Annotated in this window: 23 protein-coding genes; 19 read left to right on the top strand and 4 right to left on the bottom strand. The window is 54.8% G+C overall.

The genetic code is table 11. The features are described 5' to 3' along the window. Positions 1-37: 37 nt before the first annotated feature. From ABFV38_RS20340 to mdcH, 3 genes are read left to right on the top strand one after another with little or no spacing between them, the layout of a single operon-like run. The gene (locus tag ABFV38_RS20340; protein ID WP_021242215.1) at positions 38-997 is read left to right on the top strand and encodes an AEC family transporter; all 960 of its coding nucleotides are present in this window, start codon (positions 38-40) and stop codon (positions 995-997) included. A 2-nt stretch (positions 998-999) separates the two neighbouring features. Further along, the gene (locus tag ABFV38_RS20335; RefSeq protein WP_069720580.1) at positions 1,000-1,617 is read left to right on the top strand and encodes a malonate decarboxylase holo-ACP synthase; all 618 of its coding nucleotides are present in this window, start codon (positions 1,000-1,002) and stop codon (positions 1,615-1,617) included. Continuing rightward, positions 1,617-2,513, top strand: a complete 897-nt coding sequence (gene mdcH, locus ABFV38_RS20330; RefSeq protein WP_348957914.1) for a malonate decarboxylase subunit epsilon — start codon at positions 1,617-1,619, stop codon at positions 2,511-2,513. Before ABFV38_RS20335 ends, mdcH begins: the two co-directional genes overlap by 1 nt. A gap of 93 nt (positions 2,514-2,606) precedes the next feature. Here the strand turns inward: mdcH and ABFV38_RS20325 are convergent, their stop codons facing one another. Both ABFV38_RS20325 and ABFV38_RS20320 read right to left on the bottom strand, forming a co-directional pair. Next, positions 2,607-3,539, bottom strand: a complete 933-nt coding sequence (locus ABFV38_RS20325; protein WP_348957913.1) for a LysR family transcriptional regulator — start codon at positions 3,537-3,539, stop codon at positions 2,607-2,609. A 15-nt stretch (positions 3,540-3,554) separates the two neighbouring features. Then, the gene (locus tag ABFV38_RS20320) at positions 3,555-5,459 is read right to left on the bottom strand and encodes an ABC transporter ATP-binding protein (RefSeq protein ID WP_348957911.1); all 1,905 of its coding nucleotides are present in this window, start codon (positions 5,457-5,459) and stop codon (positions 3,555-3,557) included. Positions 5,460-5,594: 135 nt separating this feature from the next. Here ABFV38_RS20320 and kefG point away from each other — a divergent pair, with 135 nt between their 5' ends. The 4 genes from kefG (at position 5,595) to slyD (ending at position 8,853) form a co-directional block, all read left to right on the top strand. Further along, positions 5,595-6,149 (top strand): glutathione-regulated potassium-efflux system ancillary protein KefG, encoded by a 555-nt coding sequence (gene kefG / locus ABFV38_RS20315; protein ID WP_021242220.1) that lies wholly within the window; start codon positions 5,595-5,597, stop codon positions 6,147-6,149. Then, complete coding sequence (kefB, locus tag ABFV38_RS20310) at positions 6,149-7,954, top strand: glutathione-regulated potassium-efflux system protein KefB (protein ID WP_348957909.1); 1,806 nt, start codon at positions 6,149-6,151, stop codon at positions 7,952-7,954. Before kefG ends, kefB begins: the two co-directional genes overlap by 1 nt. A 13-nt stretch (positions 7,955-7,967) precedes the next feature. Beyond that, the gene (locus ABFV38_RS20305; protein WP_010436300.1) at positions 7,968-8,168 is read left to right on the top strand and encodes a YheV family putative zinc ribbon protein; all 201 of its coding nucleotides are present in this window, start codon (positions 7,968-7,970) and stop codon (positions 8,166-8,168) included. A gap of 94 nt (positions 8,169-8,262) precedes the next feature. Then, entirely contained in the window at positions 8,263-8,853 is a 591-nt protein-coding gene (gene slyD, locus ABFV38_RS20300) for a peptidylprolyl isomerase (protein ID WP_008503010.1), read from the top strand. A gap of 51 nt (positions 8,854-8,904) precedes the next feature. On the opposite strand, the gene ABFV38_RS20295 is transcribed toward slyD, so the two are convergent. Continuing rightward, positions 8,905-9,123: a protein SlyX gene (locus ABFV38_RS20295; RefSeq protein ID WP_008503009.1), complete on the bottom strand. Its 219-nt coding sequence runs from the start codon at positions 9,121-9,123 to the stop codon at positions 8,905-8,907. Positions 9,124-9,361: 238 nt separating this feature from the next. Between ABFV38_RS20295 and fkpA the strand changes: the two genes are divergently transcribed. The 11 genes from fkpA to bfr all read left to right on the top strand — a co-directional run bounded on the left by fkpA (position 9,362) and on the right by bfr (position 17,563). Beyond that, the gene (fkpA, locus tag ABFV38_RS20290; RefSeq protein ID WP_008503008.1) at positions 9,362-10,180 is read left to right on the top strand and encodes an FKBP-type peptidyl-prolyl cis-trans isomerase; all 819 of its coding nucleotides are present in this window, start codon (positions 9,362-9,364) and stop codon (positions 10,178-10,180) included. A 166-nt stretch (positions 10,181-10,346) separates the two neighbouring features. Then, positions 10,347-11,069, top strand: a complete 723-nt coding sequence (locus tag ABFV38_RS20285) for a transcriptional regulator (protein ID WP_045330517.1) — start codon at positions 10,347-10,349, stop codon at positions 11,067-11,069. Further along, positions 11,069-11,455, top strand: a complete 387-nt coding sequence (gene tusD / locus ABFV38_RS20280; RefSeq protein WP_023294706.1) for a sulfurtransferase complex subunit TusD — start codon at positions 11,069-11,071, stop codon at positions 11,453-11,455. Before ABFV38_RS20285 ends, tusD begins: the two co-directional genes overlap by 1 nt. Further along, the gene (tusC, locus tag ABFV38_RS20275) at positions 11,455-11,814 is read left to right on the top strand and encodes a sulfurtransferase complex subunit TusC (protein WP_235403451.1); all 360 of its coding nucleotides are present in this window, start codon (positions 11,455-11,457) and stop codon (positions 11,812-11,814) included. The genes tusD and tusC overlap by 1 nt, the downstream gene beginning before the upstream one ends. A gap of 7 nt (positions 11,815-11,821) precedes the next feature. After that, positions 11,822-12,109, top strand: a complete 288-nt coding sequence (tusB, locus tag ABFV38_RS20270) for a sulfurtransferase complex subunit TusB (protein WP_045909310.1) — start codon at positions 11,822-11,824, stop codon at positions 12,107-12,109. 124 nt (positions 12,110-12,233) lie between these two features. Then, positions 12,234-12,608, top strand: a complete 375-nt coding sequence (rpsL, locus tag ABFV38_RS20265; protein ID WP_000246815.1) for a 30S ribosomal protein S12 — start codon at positions 12,234-12,236, stop codon at positions 12,606-12,608. Positions 12,609-12,704: 96 nt separating this feature from the next. After that, positions 12,705-13,175, top strand: a complete 471-nt coding sequence (rpsG, locus tag ABFV38_RS20260) for a 30S ribosomal protein S7 (protein WP_004106370.1) — start codon at positions 12,705-12,707, stop codon at positions 13,173-13,175. Positions 13,176-13,271: 96 nt separating this feature from the next. Further along, positions 13,272-15,386 (top strand): elongation factor G, encoded by a 2,115-nt coding sequence (fusA, locus tag ABFV38_RS20255; RefSeq protein ID WP_008503004.1) that lies wholly within the window; start codon positions 13,272-13,274, stop codon positions 15,384-15,386. A 69-nt stretch (positions 15,387-15,455) separates the two neighbouring features. Further along, positions 15,456-16,640: an elongation factor Tu gene (tuf, locus tag ABFV38_RS20250; protein WP_014068448.1), complete on the top strand. Its 1,185-nt coding sequence runs from the start codon at positions 15,456-15,458 to the stop codon at positions 16,638-16,640. A 179-nt stretch (positions 16,641-16,819) separates the two neighbouring features. Then, entirely contained in the window at positions 16,820-17,014 is a 195-nt protein-coding gene (bfd, locus tag ABFV38_RS20245) for a bacterioferritin-associated ferredoxin (RefSeq protein ID WP_008503493.1), read from the top strand. 72 nt (positions 17,015-17,086) lie between these two features. Then, positions 17,087-17,563 carry a bacterioferritin gene (gene bfr, locus ABFV38_RS20240; RefSeq protein ID WP_008503492.1) on the top strand — a complete coding sequence of 159 codons (477 nt, stop codon included), beginning with the start codon at positions 17,087-17,089 and terminating at the stop codon, positions 17,561-17,563. Here bfr and ABFV38_RS20235 read toward each other — a convergent pair. Continuing rightward, positions 17,547-18,020 (bottom strand): A24 family peptidase, encoded by a 474-nt coding sequence (locus ABFV38_RS20235; RefSeq protein WP_235404446.1) that lies wholly within the window; start codon positions 18,018-18,020, stop codon positions 17,547-17,549. The genes bfr and ABFV38_RS20235 overlap by 17 nt on opposite strands. Before the next feature lie 380 nt (positions 18,021-18,400). Between ABFV38_RS20235 and rpsJ the strand changes: the two genes are divergently transcribed. Further along, positions 18,401-18,712, top strand: coding sequence for a 30S ribosomal protein S10 (rpsJ, locus tag ABFV38_RS20230; RefSeq protein WP_001181005.1), 312 nt, complete (start codon positions 18,401-18,403; stop codon positions 18,710-18,712). The last annotated feature ends 23 nt before the right edge of the window (positions 18,713-18,735 follow it).

Genomic DNA, 18,735 nt, shown 5'->3' with positions numbered 1-18,735 from the left:
CGCGCCAGTGCTTAAACTTTTTTACTACAGGTGATTTATGACTTACGTAATTGTTCATGCTCTTGCACCGATTTTCGTCATCATGCTGCTGGGATTCTGGGCCGGCAAGGCAAAGATGGTCGATAACAAAAATGTTTCCCTGCTTAATATCTTCGTAATGGATTTTGCACTCCCTGCAGCGCTGTTCAGCGCCACCGTGCAAACCCCGTGGACCGGCATCGTTGCCCAGTCGCCGCTGATCCTGGTGCTGACCTTGGCGATGTGGATCACCTATGCGGTCATCTACTTCCTCGCCACCGGCGTCTTTAAGAAATCGCCACAGGATGCGGCCGTGCTGACGCTCACCGTCGCGCTGCCCAACTATGCAGCGCTGGGTCTGCCGATTCTGGGCAGCGTGCTGGGCGAAGGTTCCTCTACGTCGCTCTCCGTCGCGGTCTCCATCGCCTGCGGTTCGGTGCTGATGACCCCGTTCTGCCTGCTCATTCTGGAACGTGAAAAAGCGCGCGCTGAGGGCAATAGCTCCGGCTCAACGCTCTCAATGCTGCCGGTGCTGATGTGGCGCTCCATTAAAAAACCGATCGTGATGGGCCCGCTGCTGGGCGTGATTTTGTCCGCCATCGGCATCAAAATGCCGGAGCTGGTGCTGGCGGCCATCAAACCGCTGGGACTGTCCGCGACCGCTGCGGCGCTGTTCCTGACCGGGGTGATCCTCTCTGCCCGTAAGCTGCAGATTAATACCATGGTCATCACCTCCACGATCGCCAAGCTGCTGATTCAGCCAGCCATCGCCTGGGGTATCGTCTTGATCTTTGGTCTGCACGGCTCCGTGGCGATCACCGCTATCCTGATGATTGCGCTGTCTGCGGGTTTCTTCGGCGTCGTGTTCGGTAACCGCTTTGGCGTGCAGTCGCCGGATGCAGAAGCCGTGCTGCTGTTAAGCTCCGTCCTGTGTATCCTGTCGCTGCCGCTGTTTATCTCGCTGACTTCAGGAATGTAACCATGACTACCCCATTACGCCCGCACGACCTTATCTGGCTTACTGCCCGCGATGCGCTGGAAGGCATCACTGAATCCTGGGTGGAGGCCGCCTGGCATACCGGCCTGCCGGTGGTGGTGCGGCGTGATGTGGATAGCGAAGGCCGGATCCCCGTTGGCGTGCGCGGTTTACGTCGCGACCAGCGGGCGGCCGGATGGGTGAAGCCCGAAAACGTGCTACGCGTGGTTTCACCGGAAGACCTGAGCGTTGCGGCCGAACTGCTGCGCTCGCCCTTTGTGACTCAGCCACCCGTTCAGGTGGCGCTTCAGCTTTCTCAGCAGGCGTGGCCGTGGACGTGGGGCATTACCGGCAGTACCGGCTACGCGCTGGCGACCGGCATCCCGGTGATCCATGCCGATAGCGATCTCGATCTGCTTATCCGCGCTCCGCTGCCGATCTCACCGGACGCCCTGACGACGTGGCAGTCCCGGCTAAGCCGTGCGCTGTGTCGTGCCGATACGCAGGTGGATACGCCCGAGGGCGGTTTCGCGCTGGCGGAGTGGCTGCGCGACGGCAAAACGCTGCTGAAAACCCGCCGTGGACCGCGCCTGGTGGCGGATCCGTGGCGCAGGGAGGAGTGATGAAAATAGTGTTTACCTTTCCGGGGCAGGGTACGCAGCACGAAGGCATGCTGCAAAACCTGCCGGGAACGGAACTGGCTCAGGCGCGTGAGGTGCTTGGCGCCGAAGTGGATACGCTGGATAGCGCAGACGCGTTAACCCACACCCGCGCGGTTCAGCTTTGCCTGCTAATTGCAGGCGTGGCCTGGGCGCGCGAGCTGGAACGGCGCGGCGTGACGCCGGATATCGTCAGCGGGCTGTCCATCGGCGCTTATCCGGCGGCGGTCATCGCAGGCGCGCTGGACTTTACGGATGCGCTGAAGCTGGTGGCGCTGCGTGGCGATCTGATGGAGCAGGCGTATCCGCACGGCTACGGCCTGACGGCAATTATGGGGCTCACTCTGCCGCAGGTGGAAGACCTTATCCAGGGCACCGGGACCTACATTGCCAACCTGAATGCCGAAACGCAGATCGTGATTGCCGGAACCGATGAAGGGATGGCGGAGGCGGCGTCGCGCGCGCTGGCGAAAGGGGCGAGCAAGGCCAAACGGCTGGCGGTCAGCGTGCCGTCGCACTGCGAACTGCTGACAGCACCCGCGCAAAAGCTGGCAACGGCGTTTGAATCGGTCACGCTTTCACGCCCACGCTGCGCCTACCTGAGCGGCAGCAGCGGGCGCGTGCTGTGGCAGCCGGAAAAGATCGCCGACGATCTGGCGATGAACATGGCGCGTACGGTGCGCTGGCAGGAGGCGATGATTTCAGCGAATGAACGCGAAGCCCGGCTGGCGATCGAGATGCCCCCCGGCGGCGTACTGACCTGCCTGACGCGTCAGGCGCCGTGGGAAGGAGAGACCATTTCGCTGGAGCGCAGCGGAGTTGATGTGGCGGTACATCTGGCGAAGCGACTCCGTGCGTGATGGTTTAGCCCGGTGGCGGCTGCGCCTTACCGGGCCTACAACTGCACGAACGTAGGCCGGGTAAGACGCGACGCGTCGTCACCCGGCACGACCTCAGGCTCCGTCCTGCAAACTGCGGGCATACATCCGCCCTTCGGCGGCCAGCGCCCGCAGGCTTGGATCCTGCTCGCGGTTGCGGGCAAAGACGATGGCAATCAGCTGTTGCATCTGGTATGGCTCGGCAAGCTTCAGGAGCTGCACGGAATTCTCATAGACCTTTTTCATCCTCCCCGGCATCAGCGTAAAGCCCACTCCCGCCTGCACCAGACTGAGCATGGAGAAAATGTCATTCACCCGGGTAACAATCTCCGGCTCGAACCCGGCGATATGAAACGCCTCCTGGAAGCCTGCATAGGTGGCGAACCCTTCCGCAAGAGAGACAAATTTCCGATCTTTATAGTCGCGCAAATCGGCCGGGCCGCGGGTATTGAGCGTCGCGGAGGCCGGTGCGGCAAGAAAGATGTCGTCATGGAACAGGGGCAACACTTCGAGGCTGTTACGGTCGATATCGCTCTCGGAAATGGAGATAAGAATGGCGTCCAGCGAGCCTTCATCCAGCATGTGCAGCAGGGTTTCGTTGGAGCCCATCGTCAGATCCATTTCCAGATCCGGACGACGCAGCTTCATGCCCATAATCAGGCGCGGCACGGTTTCCAGGGTGAGCGAGTAGAGCGTTCCGACTCGCAGCCGCCCCTGGCCGATCCCGGCAATTTTGCGCGACGCTTCCAGCCCGCGCTCCATCACCTGCATCACTTCCTGGCAATATTCCAGCAAGGTCCAGGCGGAAGGGAGAGCAATCAGGTTGCGCCCCTTATGGGTAAAGAGCGGGCAGCGCACGTTCTCTTCCAGCGTGTGCAGCGCACGGTGAACGCTGACGCCGCTCAGGCCCAGCGTTTCGGCGGTACGCGCGATATTCCCCTTCTCCATAAACGTCATGAAGATGCTGAGCTTGCGGAATGTAATATCGCTCGTGGTATCGAAACGCATAACCCTCCCGATGGTTTAGTCGGCCTGAAGCATGGCTTCCAGCTGTTCCTGTGCGTCCAGCCACGCCATTTCGCACTCTTCGAGGCTGGATTTGGTTTTCGCCTGGGTTTGCAGACAGTCGGTCAGTTCCGCTTTGCGGCTCTGGTCGTACAGCTCGCTGTCGCCCAGCTTCTCTTCAACGGTAGCCAGCGTGGCGTTGAGCTTTTCCATCTCTTTTTCGAGACGGGCAATCTCTTTACGCAGCGGCTGCGTCTGAGTGCGCAGCTCCGCTTCACGGCGCTTCTGGTCTTTACGTGCCTGCGCGCTGTTGGCGTTGTCTTTCGCCGACTCCTCCGGCTGGTTCTCCTGCTTCTGCACGTCCGTCAGCCACTGCTGGTAGTCTTCCAGATCGCCGTCGAACGGTTCGACTTTGCCATCGTGCACTAAGTAGAGATCGTCCGTGGTGGAGCGGATCAGGTGACGGTCGTGCGAAACCACCACCAGTGCGCCTTCGAACTCAATCAGCGCTTCGGTCAGCGCCTGACGCATATCGAGATCCAGGTGGTTGGTCGGTTCATCGAGCAGCAGCAGGTTGGGTCTCTGCCAGACGATCAGCGCCAGCACCAGACGGGCTTTTTCACCACCTGAGAAACGCTCGGTGTTTTCGGTGACCTTATCGCCCTGGAAGCCGAAGCCGCCGAGGTAGTCGCGCAGCTTCTGCTCCATCTCCTGCGGCGCCAGACGCGCGAGATGCTGAATCGGGGATTCATCCGCGCGTAAAAATTCCAGCTGATGCTGGGCGAAGTAACCCAGCTTGATGCCCTTCGCCAGGCCGATTTCACCCTTGACCGGGTTAAGCTCGCCCGCCAGCAGTTTGATTAGCGTCGATTTACCGGCACCGTTGCGTCCCAGCAAACCAATACGTGAACCCGGCACCAGGTTGAGCTTGATGGAGTCGAGAATAATGCGGTCGGCATAGCCCGCACTGACTTTTTCCATTTTCAGCAGCGGATTTGGCAGGCTTTCCGGAGCGCGGAAGCTGAAGTGGAACGGGTTGTCGACGTGCGCCGGGGCGATCATCTCCATGCGCTCCAGCATCTTGATGCGGCTCTGGGCCTGCTTTGCTTTTGACGCTTTGGCCTTGAAGCGATCCACAAAGCTCTGCAGGTGCGCCACGCGCTGCTGCTGGCTTTCGTACATGGACTGCTGCTGGGCAAGACGCGTCGCGCGCTGGCGCTCGAAGGAGCTGTAGTTGCCGGTGTACTCGAACATCGTTTGCTGTTCGATATGAATGATTTTATCCACCACCGGGTCGAGGAAGTCTCGGTCGTGGGAGATCAGAATCAGAGTGCCCTGATAGCTCTTGAGCCACTTCTCCAGCCAAATAACCGCATCGAGATCGAGGTGGTTAGTCGGTTCATCGAGCAGCAGCAGGTCAGAGCGGCAGATCAGCGCCTGCGCCAGGTTGAGGCGCATGCGCCAGCCACCGGAGAAGTCACTGACCGGACGTTCCAGCTGTTCGTTGCTGAAGCCCAGGCCGTGAAGCAGGCTGGAGGCGCGGGAGCGAATGGTCCACGCGTCAATGGCGTCCAGCTTGCCGTGAACGGTGGCGATGGCGTGGCCGTCGTTGCGCTCGTTAGCGGCGTTAAGTTCCGCCTCGAGCTTGCGGTATTCCCGGTCGCCGTCAATAACATAGTCGAGTGCCGGTTCGCTCAGGGCTGGCGTCTCCTGGTTCACCCAGGCGAGCTGCCAGTTCCCCGGGAAGGTGAAGTTACCGCCATCCGCGCTAATCTCGTTTTTCAGCAACGCCAGCAGCGTGGATTTACCACAGCCGTTTTTGCCGACCAGACCCACTTTTTGGCCTGGGTTGATGGTAGCAGTGGCGTTATCCAGCAGGACGCGCACGCCGCGACGAATTTGTAACGAGGAGAAAACAATCATAGAAGCGCCGTATGTTCCGACTATGTTAATTTGTCATTATGATAATGTAAGGTGTGGGCCATTTTCCGCACCGGGCCGCCATGGTAGCCCAAAACAACAACGATACACAAAAACAGAAACAAGACCGGGAGGGGAATGATGTCTCAGACAGCAAAAGTGCTGCTGCTGTATGCCCATCCGGAATCTCAGGACTCGGTGGCAAACCGGGTGCTGCTTAAGCCGGCCACACAGCTCAGTAACGTGACGGTGCACGATCTCTACGCGCACTATCCTGATTTCTTTATTGATATTCCTTACGAGCAGGAACTGCTGCGTCAGCATGACGTGATTGTGTTCCAGCATCCGCTTTATACCTACAGCTGTCCGGCGCTGCTCAAAGAGTGGCTGGACCGCGTGCTGAGCCGGGGCTTCTCCAGTGGGGTGGGGGGCAACCAGCTGGCGGGAAAGTACTGGCGTAGCGTGATTACGACCGGTGAACCCGAAAGCGCTTACCGCCACGACGGGCTGAACCGCTATCCGATGAGCGACATTCTGCGGCCTTTCGAACTGACGGCGGCAATGTGCCGTATGCACTGGATGAGCCCGATTATTGTCTACTGGGCCCGACGTCAGGATCCGAAAGAACTGGCCAGCCACGCCAGAGCCTATGGTGAATGGCTGGCGTCACCGATTCCGGCAGGAGGTCGTTAATGGAAGGATCGAATTTGCTCCTCGCCGGGGTGCTGTTTTTATTTGCGGCCGTCGTCGCGGTGCCGCTTGCTGCGCGTATTGGTATCGGTGCGGTACTGGGGTATCTGCTGGCGGGGATCGCGATTGGCCCCTGGGGACTGGGATTCATCAGCGATGTAGATGAAATTCTTCATTTCTCCGAACTGGGCGTGGTGTTCCTGATGTTCATCATCGGCCTTGAGCTCAACCCTTCTAAATTGTGGCAGCTCCGACGCTCCATCTTTGGCGTGGGTGCCGCGCAGGTGGTGTTCAGCGCCGCGATTCTGGGGGGCCTGTTAATGCTGACGAATTTCTCCTGGCAGGCGGCGGTGATAGGCGGGATAGGCCTTGCGATGTCGTCGACGGCGATGGCCCTGCAGCTGATGCGCGACAAGGGGATGAACCGCAACGAAGCCGGTCAGCTGGGTTTTTCGGTGCTGCTGTTCCAGGATTTGGCGGTCATCCCGGCGCTGGCGCTGGTGCCGCTGCTGGCGGGCTCCGGCGACGACCACTTCGACTGGGCGAAAGTCGCGATGAAGGTGCTGGCCTTCGCGGGGATGCTGATTGGCGGACGTTTCCTGTTACGTCCGGTGTTCCGCTTTATTGCCGCGTCCGGTGTGCGCGAGGTGTTTACCGCCGCGACGCTGCTGCTGGTGCTGGGGTCGGCATTGTTTATGGACGCGCTGGGGCTGTCGATGGCGCTTGGGACCTTTATCGCCGGGGTGCTGCTGGCGGAAAGTGAATACCGGCACGAGCTGGAAATTGCCATCGATCCCTTTAAAGGGCTGCTGTTAGGCCTGTTCTTTATTTCGGTGGGGATGGCGCTCAACCTTGGCGTGCTCTATACCCATCTGCTGTGGGTTGTGGTGAGCGTGGCCATCCTGGTGGCGGTGAAAACGCTGGTGCTGTACGTCATGGCGCGCATTTACGGCTTGCGCAGTTCGGAACGCATGCAGTTTGCCAGCGTGTTGAGTCAGGGAGGCGAGTTCGCGTTTGTGCTGTTCTCTACCGCCTCGTCCCAGAAGCTGTTTAAAGACGATCAGATGGCGCTTTTGCTGGTGACGGTCACGCTGTCAATGATGACCACGCCGCTGTTGATGAAGTTGGTGGATAAACTGCTGTCGCGCCGCCTGAATCCGACAGACGATGAAGACGAAGCGCCGTGGGTGGAGGATGATAAGCCCCAGGTGATCGTGGTGGGCTTTGGCCGCTTTGGACAGGTGATCGGACGTTTGCTGATGGCGAACAAAATGCGCATTACGGTGCTGGAGCGGGATATCAGCGCGGTCAACCTGATGCGCAAATACGGCTACAAAGTTTACTACGGCGATGCGACCCAGCTCGAGCTACTGCGCTCGGCGGGGGCAGAGGCGGCAGAGTCCATCGTCATTACCTGTAACGATCCGGAAGACACGATGAAGCTGGTAGATCTCTGCCAGCAGCATTTCCCGCATCTGCATATTCTGGCGCGTGCGCGGGGACGTGTTGAAGCTCACGAATTATTGCAGGCGGGTGTGAAACACTTCTCCCGTGAGACGTTCTCCAGTGCGCTGGAGCTGGGGCGCAAGGCGCTGATCTCGCTTGGCATGCATCCGCATCAGGCGCAGCGTGCTCAGATGCACTTCCGCCGGCTGGATATGCGGATGCTGCGCGAGCTGATGCCGGTACATACCGATACGGCGCAGATCTCCCGCGTGCGGGAAGCGCGTCGCGAGCTGGAGGAGATCTTCCAGCGCGAGATGCAGCAGGAACGACGCCAGCTCGATGGCTGGGATGAATTTGAATAAAGGGTAACGAAAGATGGCTGTACGTAAACGCTTTATCGCGGGTGCAAAATGCCCGACCTGCCAGGCGCAAGATACCCTGGCGATGTGGCGGGAAAATAATATTGATGTTGTTGAGTGTGTTAAGTGCGGTCACCAGATGCGTGAGGCCGACAAAGAGGCCCGCGATCACGTTCGCAAAGAAGAGCAAGTTATCGGGATTTTTCATCCGGACTAGCGATATGCCCTGAGTTTTTTTAAGCTAAAGGGTACACAGGTGCAGATTTCCGCTACAATCTGCGCCAGCAATTTTCCCACGCTCAGGAGATATCATGAAAGTAGCAAAAGACCTGGTGGTCAGCCTGGCCTATCAGGTACGTACAGAAGACGGTGTGTTGGTTGATGAGTCTCCGGTGAGTGCGCCGCTTGACTACCTGCATGGTCACGGTTCCCTGATTTCCGGCCTGGAAAACGCGCTGGAAGGTCATGAAGTTGGCGACAAATTTGACGTTGCTGTAGGCGCGAACGACGCTTACGGTCAGTATGACGACAACCTGGTTCAGCGCGTTCCTAAAGACGTGTTCATGGGCGTTGACGAACTGCAGGTTGGCATGCGCTTCCTGGCAGAAACCGACCAGGGCCCGGTTCCAGTTGAAATCACCGAAGTGGAAGATGACCACGTCGTGGTTGACGGCAACCACATGCTGGCTGGCCAGAACCTGAAGTTCAACGTAGAAGTTGTTGCGATCCGTGAAGCGACCGAAGAAGAGCTGGCTCATGGCCACGTTCACGGTGCGCACGGTCATGACCATGACCACGATCACGGCCACGATGGCTGCTGCGGTGGTCACGGCCACGACCATGGTCATGACCACGGCCACGGTAAAGGTGGTTGCGGTAACGGCGGTTGCGGCTGCCACTAATTCCGTCATGCGGAAAATAAAAAAGCGGGATAATCCCGCTTTTTTTACGCCTCAATAATGAGGAGGTGGCGTCTCTTCCGACTGAGAGGCAATGTTCGACGGCTGCGTAGCCTTCAGCTTTTCCGTCAGCAGGCGCATATGATCCCGCAGTTTCGCCATTTCGAGCTCATGTGCGGTCACGGTCTGGTTTAGCTCTTCGATGGTGATGTCCTGAAAAGCCAGGCGGCTTTCAAGCTCAGCCATTCTCGCTTCTATCGTTGTATCCTTCATCATTCACCTCGTTTATTTCAGATTCGCCATAATGGCCCAGCGGCGGCGCAGTTTAACTGAGTTTATCCTTAAGTACAGTTCGCATCCCTCTGGCAAGAAACTTATTTAAACAAAAATAGTCTGAAAAGTGGCGAGAATTGGACGTGTCTGTCTGTAGATTTCTTCTGCAACGTTTTATAGTACGTCACTCATTTACGTTTAACGCTGGGGTGAGAGTCCCCAGGCCCTGGAGATATGGATGAAATCACTGTTTAAAGTAACGCTGCTGGCGACGACGATGGCTGTTGCGCTGAACGCGCCGCTGTCATTCGCTGCTGATACTGCTGCGAAGCCTGCTGCCACTGCAGACAGCAAAGCGGCGTTCAAAAATGACGACCAGAAATCCGCCTACGCACTGGGCGCATCTCTGGGTCGTTACATGGAAAACTCTCTGAAAGAACAAGAGAAACTGGGCATCAAACTGGATAAAGCTCAGCTGATCGCGGGCGTTCAGGACGCATTTGCCGATAAGAGCAAGCTGTCTGACCAGGAAATTGAACAGACTCTGCAGGCGTTCGAAGCGCGTGTGAAGGGCGCCGCGCAGACCAAGATGGACGCGGACGCTAAAGACAACGAAGCGAAAGGCAAAGCCTACCGCGATGCCTTTGCTAAAGAGAAGGGTGTGAAAACCTCTTCGACTGGCCTGGTGTACAAAGTTGAGAAAGAAGGCACCGGCGATGCGCCTAAAGACAGCGACACCGTTGTCGTGAACTACAAAGGTACGCTGATCGACGGTAAAGAGTTTGATAACTCTTACACCCGTGGTGAGCCACTCTCCTTCCGTCTGGACGGTGTGATCCCGGGCTGGACTGAAGGCCTGAAAAACATCAAGAAAGGCGGCAAGATCAAGATGGTTATTCCACCGGATCTGGCCTATGGCAAAACCGGCGTTCCAGGTATCCCTGCCAACTCTACCCTGGTCTTTGACGTAGAGCTGCTGGACATCAAACCGGCACCGAAAGCGGATGCCAAGGCAGACGCACCGGCTGACGATAAAGCCGCTGCCGCTAAGAAGTAATGCTGAAAAAAAACCGCCGCCTTTAAGGCGGCGGTTTTTTATTGTGGGGCAGGTATAATTAACACTGGAAAGCGTTAGGCACGCTGTATTAATTTAGTTGTCCGTGTAGATAATGAGCCTGCCCTGAAAACCTAACGACAGGCTCCTGAAAAGGAGTGTTTTTTTCATGTCCAGGTCGCTTTTAACCAACGAAACCAGTGAACTTGATTTACTGGATCAACGTCCTTTCGATCAGACCGACTTCGATATTCTGAAATCCTATGAAGCGGTAGTGGACGGGTTAGCGATGCTCATTGGCTCCCACTGCGAAATCGTATTGCACTCCCTGCAAGATCTGAAGTGTTCCGCCATCCGCATTGCGAATGGTGAGCATACTGGCCGTAAAATTGGTTCGCCAATTACCGACCTTGCATTGCGTATGTTGCATGACATGACCGGCGCGGACAGCAGCGTCTCCAAATGCTATTTCACCCGCGCCAAAAGCGGCGTGCTGATGAAGTCAGAAACCATCGCGATTCGAAACCGCGAGCATCGCGTGATTGGGCTGCTGTGCATCAACATGAACCTTGATGTGCCATTCTCGCAGATCATGAGCACCTTTGTTCCACCCGAAACGCCGGATGTTGGCTCTTCTGTTAACTTTGCCTCTTCCGTCGAAGATCTTGTGACGCAGACGCTGGAGTTCACTATTGAAGAGGTGAATGCCGACCGCAACGTCTCGAACAACGCCAAGAATCGTCAGATCGTGCTCAATCTCTATGAAAAAGGGATTTTTGATATTAAAGACGCCATCAACCAGGTGGCCGATCGTCTGAACATCTCCAAGCACACGGTCTATCTCTATATTCGCCAGTTCAAAAGCGGTGATTTCCTGGGACAAGACAAGTAATGCGTTTTGCGTTAATGGTGACCGGCCCGGCGTACGGGACTCAGCAGGCCAGCAGCGCGCTGCAGTTTGCGCATGCGCTGCTGGCAGCCGGACATGAGCTGGCGAGTGTCTTCTTCTATCGGGAAGGGGTGTATAACGCGAACCAGTTTACGTCACCGGCGAGCGATGAGTTTGACGTGGTGCGCGGCTGGCAGGCACTAAACGAAAAGCAGGGCGTAGAACTGCATATCTGCGTCGCGGCAGCACTGCGCCGCGGCGTGACAGATGCAACCGAAGCCGCGCGTCTTGGTTTATCGGGTTCTAACCTGCAGCCCGGTTTTTCGTTAAGTGGCCTGGGTGCGCTGGCACAGGCGGCGTTAACCTGCGACAGAGTGGTGCAATTCTGATGAAGCGCGTGGCATTTGTGTTTACGTCTGCGCCGCACGGCAGCGCTTCCGGCCGCGAAGGGCTGGATGCGTTACTTGCGACGTCCGCGCTGACCGAAGATATCGGCGTCTTCTTTTTGGGGGACGGGGTGTTTCAGCTTCTGGCGGGTCAGCAGCCACAGGCCATTCTGGCGCGGGATTACATCGCGACCTTCAAAGTGTTGCCGCTGTACGACATTGAAACCCTGTATGTCTGCGCCGACTCGCTGGCCGCTCGCGGTTTGGATGAGAAGACGCCTTTCGTGCTGGATGTGACCGTCCTGTCTTCTGCGGCATTGCGCGAACACTTTTCCCACTACGACACCGTTCTGACTTTCTGAGGCTGCCATGCTCCATACTCTGAGCCATTCACCATGGCAATGTGACATCGACGCGTTACTGAGTATGCTGCGCGACGGTGATGATCTGCTGCTGATTCAGGACGGCGTGCTTGCCGCACTTGAAGGCAGTCGTTTCGTTGAAATTCTCACTAATGCCCCCATAACAGTCTCTGCGCTGAAAGACGATCTGGATGCGCGGGGTCTTTCTGGTCAAATTTCAGCCAAAATTGACGTGGTTGGCTATACTGATTTCGTCAATCTTACTGTGACGCACGCCAGTCAAATGAACTGGTGATTTGAGATCGCTGTATATTTCTTGACACCTTTTCGACGTAGCCCTAAAATTTCGCGTCCTCATATTGTATGAGGTCGTTTTATTACGTGTTTACGAAGCAAAAGCTAAAACCAGGAGCTATTTAATGGCAACAGTTAACCAGCTGGTACGCAAACCACGTGCACGCAAAGTTGCGAAAAGCAACGTGCCTGCGCTGGAAGCCTGCCCGCAGAAACGTGGTGTATGTACTCGTGTATATACCACCACTCCTAAAAAACCAAACTCCGCACTGCGTAAAGTATGCCGTGTGCGTTTGACTAACGGTTTCGAAGTGACTTCCTACATCGGTGGTGAAGGTCACAACCTGCAGGAGCACTCCGTGATCCTGATCCGTGGCGGTCGTGTTAAAGACCTTCCGGGTGTTCGTTACCACACCGTTCGTGGTGCGCTGGACTGCTCAGGTGTTAAAGACCGTAAGCAGGCTCGCTCCAAGTACGGCGTGAAGCGTCCTAAGGCTTAATGGTTCTCCGTTAAGTAAGGCCAAACTGATTTATCTTAATGTCACACTAAACTCTTTGAGTTTTGGACAATCCTGAATTAACAACGGAGTATTCCCATGCCACGTCGTCGCGTCATTGGTCAGCGTAAAATTCTTCCAGATCCGAAATTCGGATCAGAACTGCTGGCAAAATTTGTCAATATCCTGATGGTAGATGGTAAAAAATCTACTGCAGAAGCAATCGTATACAGCGCGCTTGAGACCCTGGCTCAGCGTTCTGGTAAAAATGAACTGGAAGCTTTCGAAGTCGCTCTCGACAACGTTCGCCCAACTGTAGAAGTTAAGTCCCGCCGCGTTGGTGGTTCTACTTATCAGGTTCCAGTTGAAGTTCGTCCGGTTCGTCGTAATGCCCTGGCAATGCGTTGGATCGTTGAAGCTGCTCGTAAACGCGGTGATAAATCCATGGCTCTGCGTCTGGCGAACGAACTTTCTGATGCTGCAGACAACAAAGGTACTGCAGTTAAGAAACGTGAAGACGTTCACCGTATGGCAGAAGCCAACAAGGCGTTCGCACACTACCGTTGGTAATCCCTTCGGAGTCTTAGTCACCAGGCGGGCGCTTCAGAGAAGCCGCCCGCTCTGGGTAACTTAACTGAACGCCTAAAGATATAAACGAGGAATCAAATGGCTCGTACAACACCCATCGCACGCTACCGTAACATCGGTATCAGTGCGCACATCGACGCCGGTAAAACCACTACTACCGAACGTATTCTGTTCTACACCGGTGTAAACCACAAAATCGGTGAAGTTCATGACGGCGCAGCCACCATGGACTGGATGGAACAGGAGCAGGAGCGTGGTATCACTATCACCTCCGCAGCGACTACTGCATTCTGGTCAGGTATGGCTAAGCAGTACGAACCGCATCGCGTAAACATCATCGACACCCCAGGGCACGTTGACTTCACCATCGAAGTAGAACGTTCCATGCGTGTTCTTGACGGCGCGGTAATGGTTTATTGCGCAGTTGGTGGTGTTCAGCCACAGTCTGAAACCGTATGGCGTCAGGCGAACAAATATAAAGTTCCACGCATCGCGTTCGTTAACAAAATGGACCGTATGGGTGCTAACTTCCTGAAAGTTGTTGGTCAGATCAAAACCCGTCTGGGCGCGAACCCTGTTCCGCTGCAGCTGGCAATTGGTGCTGAAGAAGGCTTCACCGGCGTTATCGACCTGGTGAAAATGAAAGCCATCAACTGGAACGATGCAGACCAGGGCGTTACCTTCGAATACGAAGATATCCCAGCTGCAATGCAGGACCTGGCTGACGAATGGCACCAGAACCTGATCGAATCCGCTGCTGAAGCTTCTGAAGAGCTGATGGAGAAATACCTGGGTGGTGAAGAACTGACTGAAGAAGAGATCAAAAAAGCTCTGCGTCAGCGCGTTCTGAACAACGAAATCATCCTGGTAACCTGTGGTTCTGCGTTCAAGAACAAAGGTGTTCAGGCGATGCTGGATGCGGTAGTTGACTACCTGCCATCCCCAGTTGACGTTCCAGCGATCAACGGCATCCTGGACGACGGTAAAGATACCCCGGCTGAGCGTCACGCAAGCGACGAAGAGCCATTCTCTGCACTGGCGTTCAAAATTGCTACCGACCCATTCGTGGGTAACCTGACCTTCTTCCGCGTTTACTCTGGTGTGGTTAACTCCGGTGACACCATCCTGAACTCCGTGAAAGCGGCGCGTGAGCGTTTTGGCCGTATCGTACAGATGCACGCTAACAAACGTGAAGAGATCAAAGAAGTTCGTGCGGGCGACATCGCTGCAGCTATCGGTCTGAAAGACGTGACCACTGGTGACACCCTGTGTGACCCGGATCACCCGATCATTCTGGAGCGTATGGAATTCCCAGAGCCGGTAATCTCCATCGCAGTTGAACCAAAAACCAAAGCTGACCAGGAAAAAATGGGTCTGGCTCTGGGCCGTCTGGCGAAAGAAGACCCATCATTCCGCGTATGGACTGATGAAGAATCTAACCAGACCATCATCGCTGGTATGGGTGAACTGCACCTGGACATCATCGTTGACCGTATGAAGCGTGAATTCAACGTTGAAGCGAACGTGGGTAAACCTCAGGTTGCTTACCGCGAAGCGATTCGCGCGAAAGTTACCGACATTGAAGGTAAACACGCTAAGCAGTCTGGTGGTCGCGGTCAGTACGGTCACGTTGTGATCGACATGTACCCACTGGAGCCGGGCTCTAACCCGAAAGGTTACGAGTTCATCAACGACATCAAAGGTGGTGTAATTCCTGGCGAATACATCCCAGCCGTTGATAAAGGCATTCAGGAACAGCTGAAAGCGGGCCCTCTGGCTGGCTATCCGGTTGTTGACATGGGTGTTCGTCTGCACTTCGGTTCTTACCACGACGTTGACTCCTCTGAACTGGCGTTTAAACTGGCTGCGTCTATTGCCTTTAAAGAAGGCTTTAAGAAAGCAAAACCAGTTCTGCTTGAGCCAATCATGAAGGTTGAAGTAGAAACTCCTGAAGAGAACACCGGTGACGTTATCGGTGACTTGAGCCGTCGTCGCGGTATGCTGCGTGGTCAGGAATCCGAAGTAACTGGCGTTAAGATCCACGCTGAAGTTCCGCTGTCTGAAATGTTCGGATATGCAACTCAGCTGCGTTCTCTGACCAAAGGTCGTGCATCATACACCATGGAATTCCTGAAGTATGATGATGCGCCTAACAACGTTGCTCAGGCCGTTATTGAAGCCCGTGGTAAGTAATCCACAGGATTAAAACCTAAGTCCCGTGCTCTCTCCACAGGGGAGAGCACTATAGTAAGGAATATAGCCGTGTCTAAAGAAAAATTTGAACGTACAAAACCGCACGTCAACGTTGGTACTATCGGCCACGTTGACCATGGTAAAACTACCCTGACTGCTGCAATCACTACCGTTCTGGCTAAAACCTACGGTGGTTCTGCTCGTGCATTCGACCAGATCGATAACGCACCAGAAGAAAAAGCTCGTGGTATCACCATCAACACTTCCCACGTTGAGTATGACACCCCGACTCGCCACTACGCACACGTAGACTGCCCAGGCCACGCCGACTATGTTAAAAACATGATCACCGGTGCTGCGCAGATGGACGGCGCGATCCTGGTTGTTGCTGCGACTGACGGCCCAATGCCTCAGACTCGTGAGCACATCCTGCTGGGTCGTCAGGTAGGCGTTCCTTTCATCATCGTGTTCCTGAACAAATGCGACATGGTTGATGACGAAGAGCTGCTGGAACTGGTAGAGATGGAAGTTCGTGAACTGCTGTCTCAGTACGATTTCCCAGGCGACGATACCCCAATCGTTCGTGGTTCTGCTCTGAAAGCGCTGGAAGGCGAAGCTGAGTGGGAAGCGAAAATCATCGAACTGGCTGGCTTCCTGGATTCTTACATCCCAGAACCAGAGCGTGCGATTGACAAGCCATTCCTGCTGCCAATCGAAGACGTATTCTCCATCTCCGGTCGTGGTACCGTTGTTACCGGTCGTGTAGAGCGCGGTATCATCAAAGTTGGTGAAGAAGTTGAAATCGTTGGTATCAAAGAGACTGCGAAGTCTACCTGTACTGGCGTTGAAATGTTCCGCAAACTGCTGGACGAAGGCCGTGCTGGTGAGAACGTTGGTGTTCTGCTGCGTGGTATCAAACGTGAAGAAATCGAACGTGGTCAGGTTCTGGCTAAGCCAGGCTCAATCAAGCCACACACCAAGTTCGAATCTGAAGTGTACATCCTGTCCAAAGACGAAGGCGGCCGTCATACTCCGTTCTTCAAAGGCTACCGTCCACAGTTCTACTTCCGTACTACTGACGTGACCGGTACCATCGAACTGCCAGAAGGCGTTGAGATGGTAATGCCAGGCGACAACATCAAGATGGTTGTGACGCTGATCCACCCAATCGCGATGGACGACGGTCTGCGTTTCGCAATCCGTGAAGGCGGCCGTACCGTTGGCGCGGGCGTTGTTGCTAAAGTTCTGGGCTAATTAATTATCCCCGAATAAAAAAAGGACGCTTCGGCGTCCTTTTTTGTTTTCTGCCGCTCAGGCGTTGTCACAAAATTTCGCATTTTTTGCCTGCTCCCGCCCCGCATTCTGGCGTTTGTGCTATTGTAATCATAACCATTCTCACTTACACTTTGCGCATAATTTGAACGGGAGTTTCTATGTACGTTTGTTTATGTAATGGTGTAAGCGACAAAAAAATACGTCAGGCCGTTCGCCAGTTTCAGCCCCAGTCATTCCAGCAGCTTCGCAAATTTGTTCCGGTGGGAAATCAATGCGGTAAATGTGTACGTGCTGCGCGAGAGATCATGCAGGACGAACTGATGCAGATCCCGGAATACAAAGAGATCGCGTAAGCGCCCATCTTTTTTTTGACATCCCTGTAGCCCGATCTACGCTTCAATGAGTGGAAGCGGAGGGACTATATAATGAAAGGTGATGTTAAAATCATAAGTTATCTCAATAAATTATTGGGAAATGAGCTAGTCGCAATCAACCAGTATTTTCTTCACGCGAGAATGTTCAAAAACTGGGGACTCAAACGTTTAAACGACGTTGAGTACCATGAATCTATAGATGAGATGAAACACGCTGATAAATATATCGAGCGTATTTTATTCCTTGAAGGCATTCCAAACCTGCAGGATCTCGGCAAGCTGGGTATCGGAGAAGATGTCGAAGAGATGCTGCGTTCCGACCTCAGGCTGGAACTTGAAGGCGCTAAAGATCTCCGTGAAGCCATTGCCTATGCTGACAGCGTACATGACTACGTCAGCCGCGATATGATGATCCAGATCCTGGCCGATGAAGAAGGGCATATTGACTGGCTGGAAACAGAGCTGGATCTCATTGCTAAAATTGGCCTGCAAAACTATCTTCAGTCACAGATTAAAGTGGAAGAATAAGCAACGTCTTCCAGCCTACGCATAAACCCGCTGCTGCCAGAAATGGCCCAAAAGGCAGCGGGTTTTTTATTGCCTTCTTATCAGGGCGGATTAACGAAAAGACAAGTATGCAGAGAAGCGCCATCAGCGCCGCGAGTAACGCCAGCATTGGAAGTACGCACCAGCCATGCCATGCACCAAGCGCTGCCAGGTATTTCACATCGCCATATCCCATGCCTTCACGCCGGCAGATAAACCAGTAGCCCCAGTAAATAACGGCAAAGCCAATATATCCAGCCATCGCACCCGCCACTGCGCTCGGCAGAAAATCAGGTTGGATACAGAGCTGGAAGAGCAGCCCCGCCCATAGCAGCGGGCAGAGAAATTTATCGGGAAGCAGACCGTAGCGAATATCGGCATGTACCAGTAAGGCAGTCAGTGAAAGATAGATCAGCAGAAAGGGGAGGGTGGTTAGCATGTAAAAGGCCTCAAACGGGTTTGAGCGCATAGTCGTTATAATCGGCCTGTCCGGCAATGCACAAAAAACGGAGATGCGTAGCGGCTCGAAACAAAGCATCGCCGCAGAATACATTGCATTAAACGTTGCGCGCTCTTACGCACCCTGCGACATTGGCGCTTAATTTCTAAACGGCACTTGCGTCTTGCCCAGATTTACGTATAATGCGCGGGCTTGTCGTAATTGACGGCGGGTTCAATCAGAACCAGAGTAGCTCATTTTGTTACTCAACAATGCTCCCAATTGGGGAGCTACGTAAGAACGGTTACACTCTCCCATCAATCGTAATGGGTTTGAGGAGTAATCATTTTCGTTTATAAAATAATTGGAGCTCTGGTCTCATGCAGAACCAAAGAATCCGTATCCGCCTTAAAGCGTTTGATCATCGTCTGATCGATCAATCAACCGCGGAAATCGTCGAGACTGCTAAGCGCACTGGTGCGCAAGTCCGTGGTCCGATCCCGCTGCCGACCCGCAAAGAGCGCTTCACCGTTCTGATCTCTCCGCACGTTAACAAAGACGCGCGCGATCAGTACGAAATCCGCACTCACAAGCGTCTGGTTGACATCGTTGAGCCAACTGAGAAAACCGTTGATGCTCTGATGCGTCTGGATCTGGCTGCCGGTGTAGACGTGCAGATCAGCCTGGGTTAATCAGGTCATCGAGCGATTGAGAG

It is taken from the genome of Enterobacter cloacae complex sp. Mu1197, assembly GCF_040059225.1.
Taxonomy (GTDB): Bacteria; Pseudomonadota; Gammaproteobacteria; order Enterobacterales; family Enterobacteriaceae; genus Enterobacter; species Enterobacter quasiroggenkampii.
This window is presented reverse-complemented; position numbering and strand designations above follow the sequence as displayed.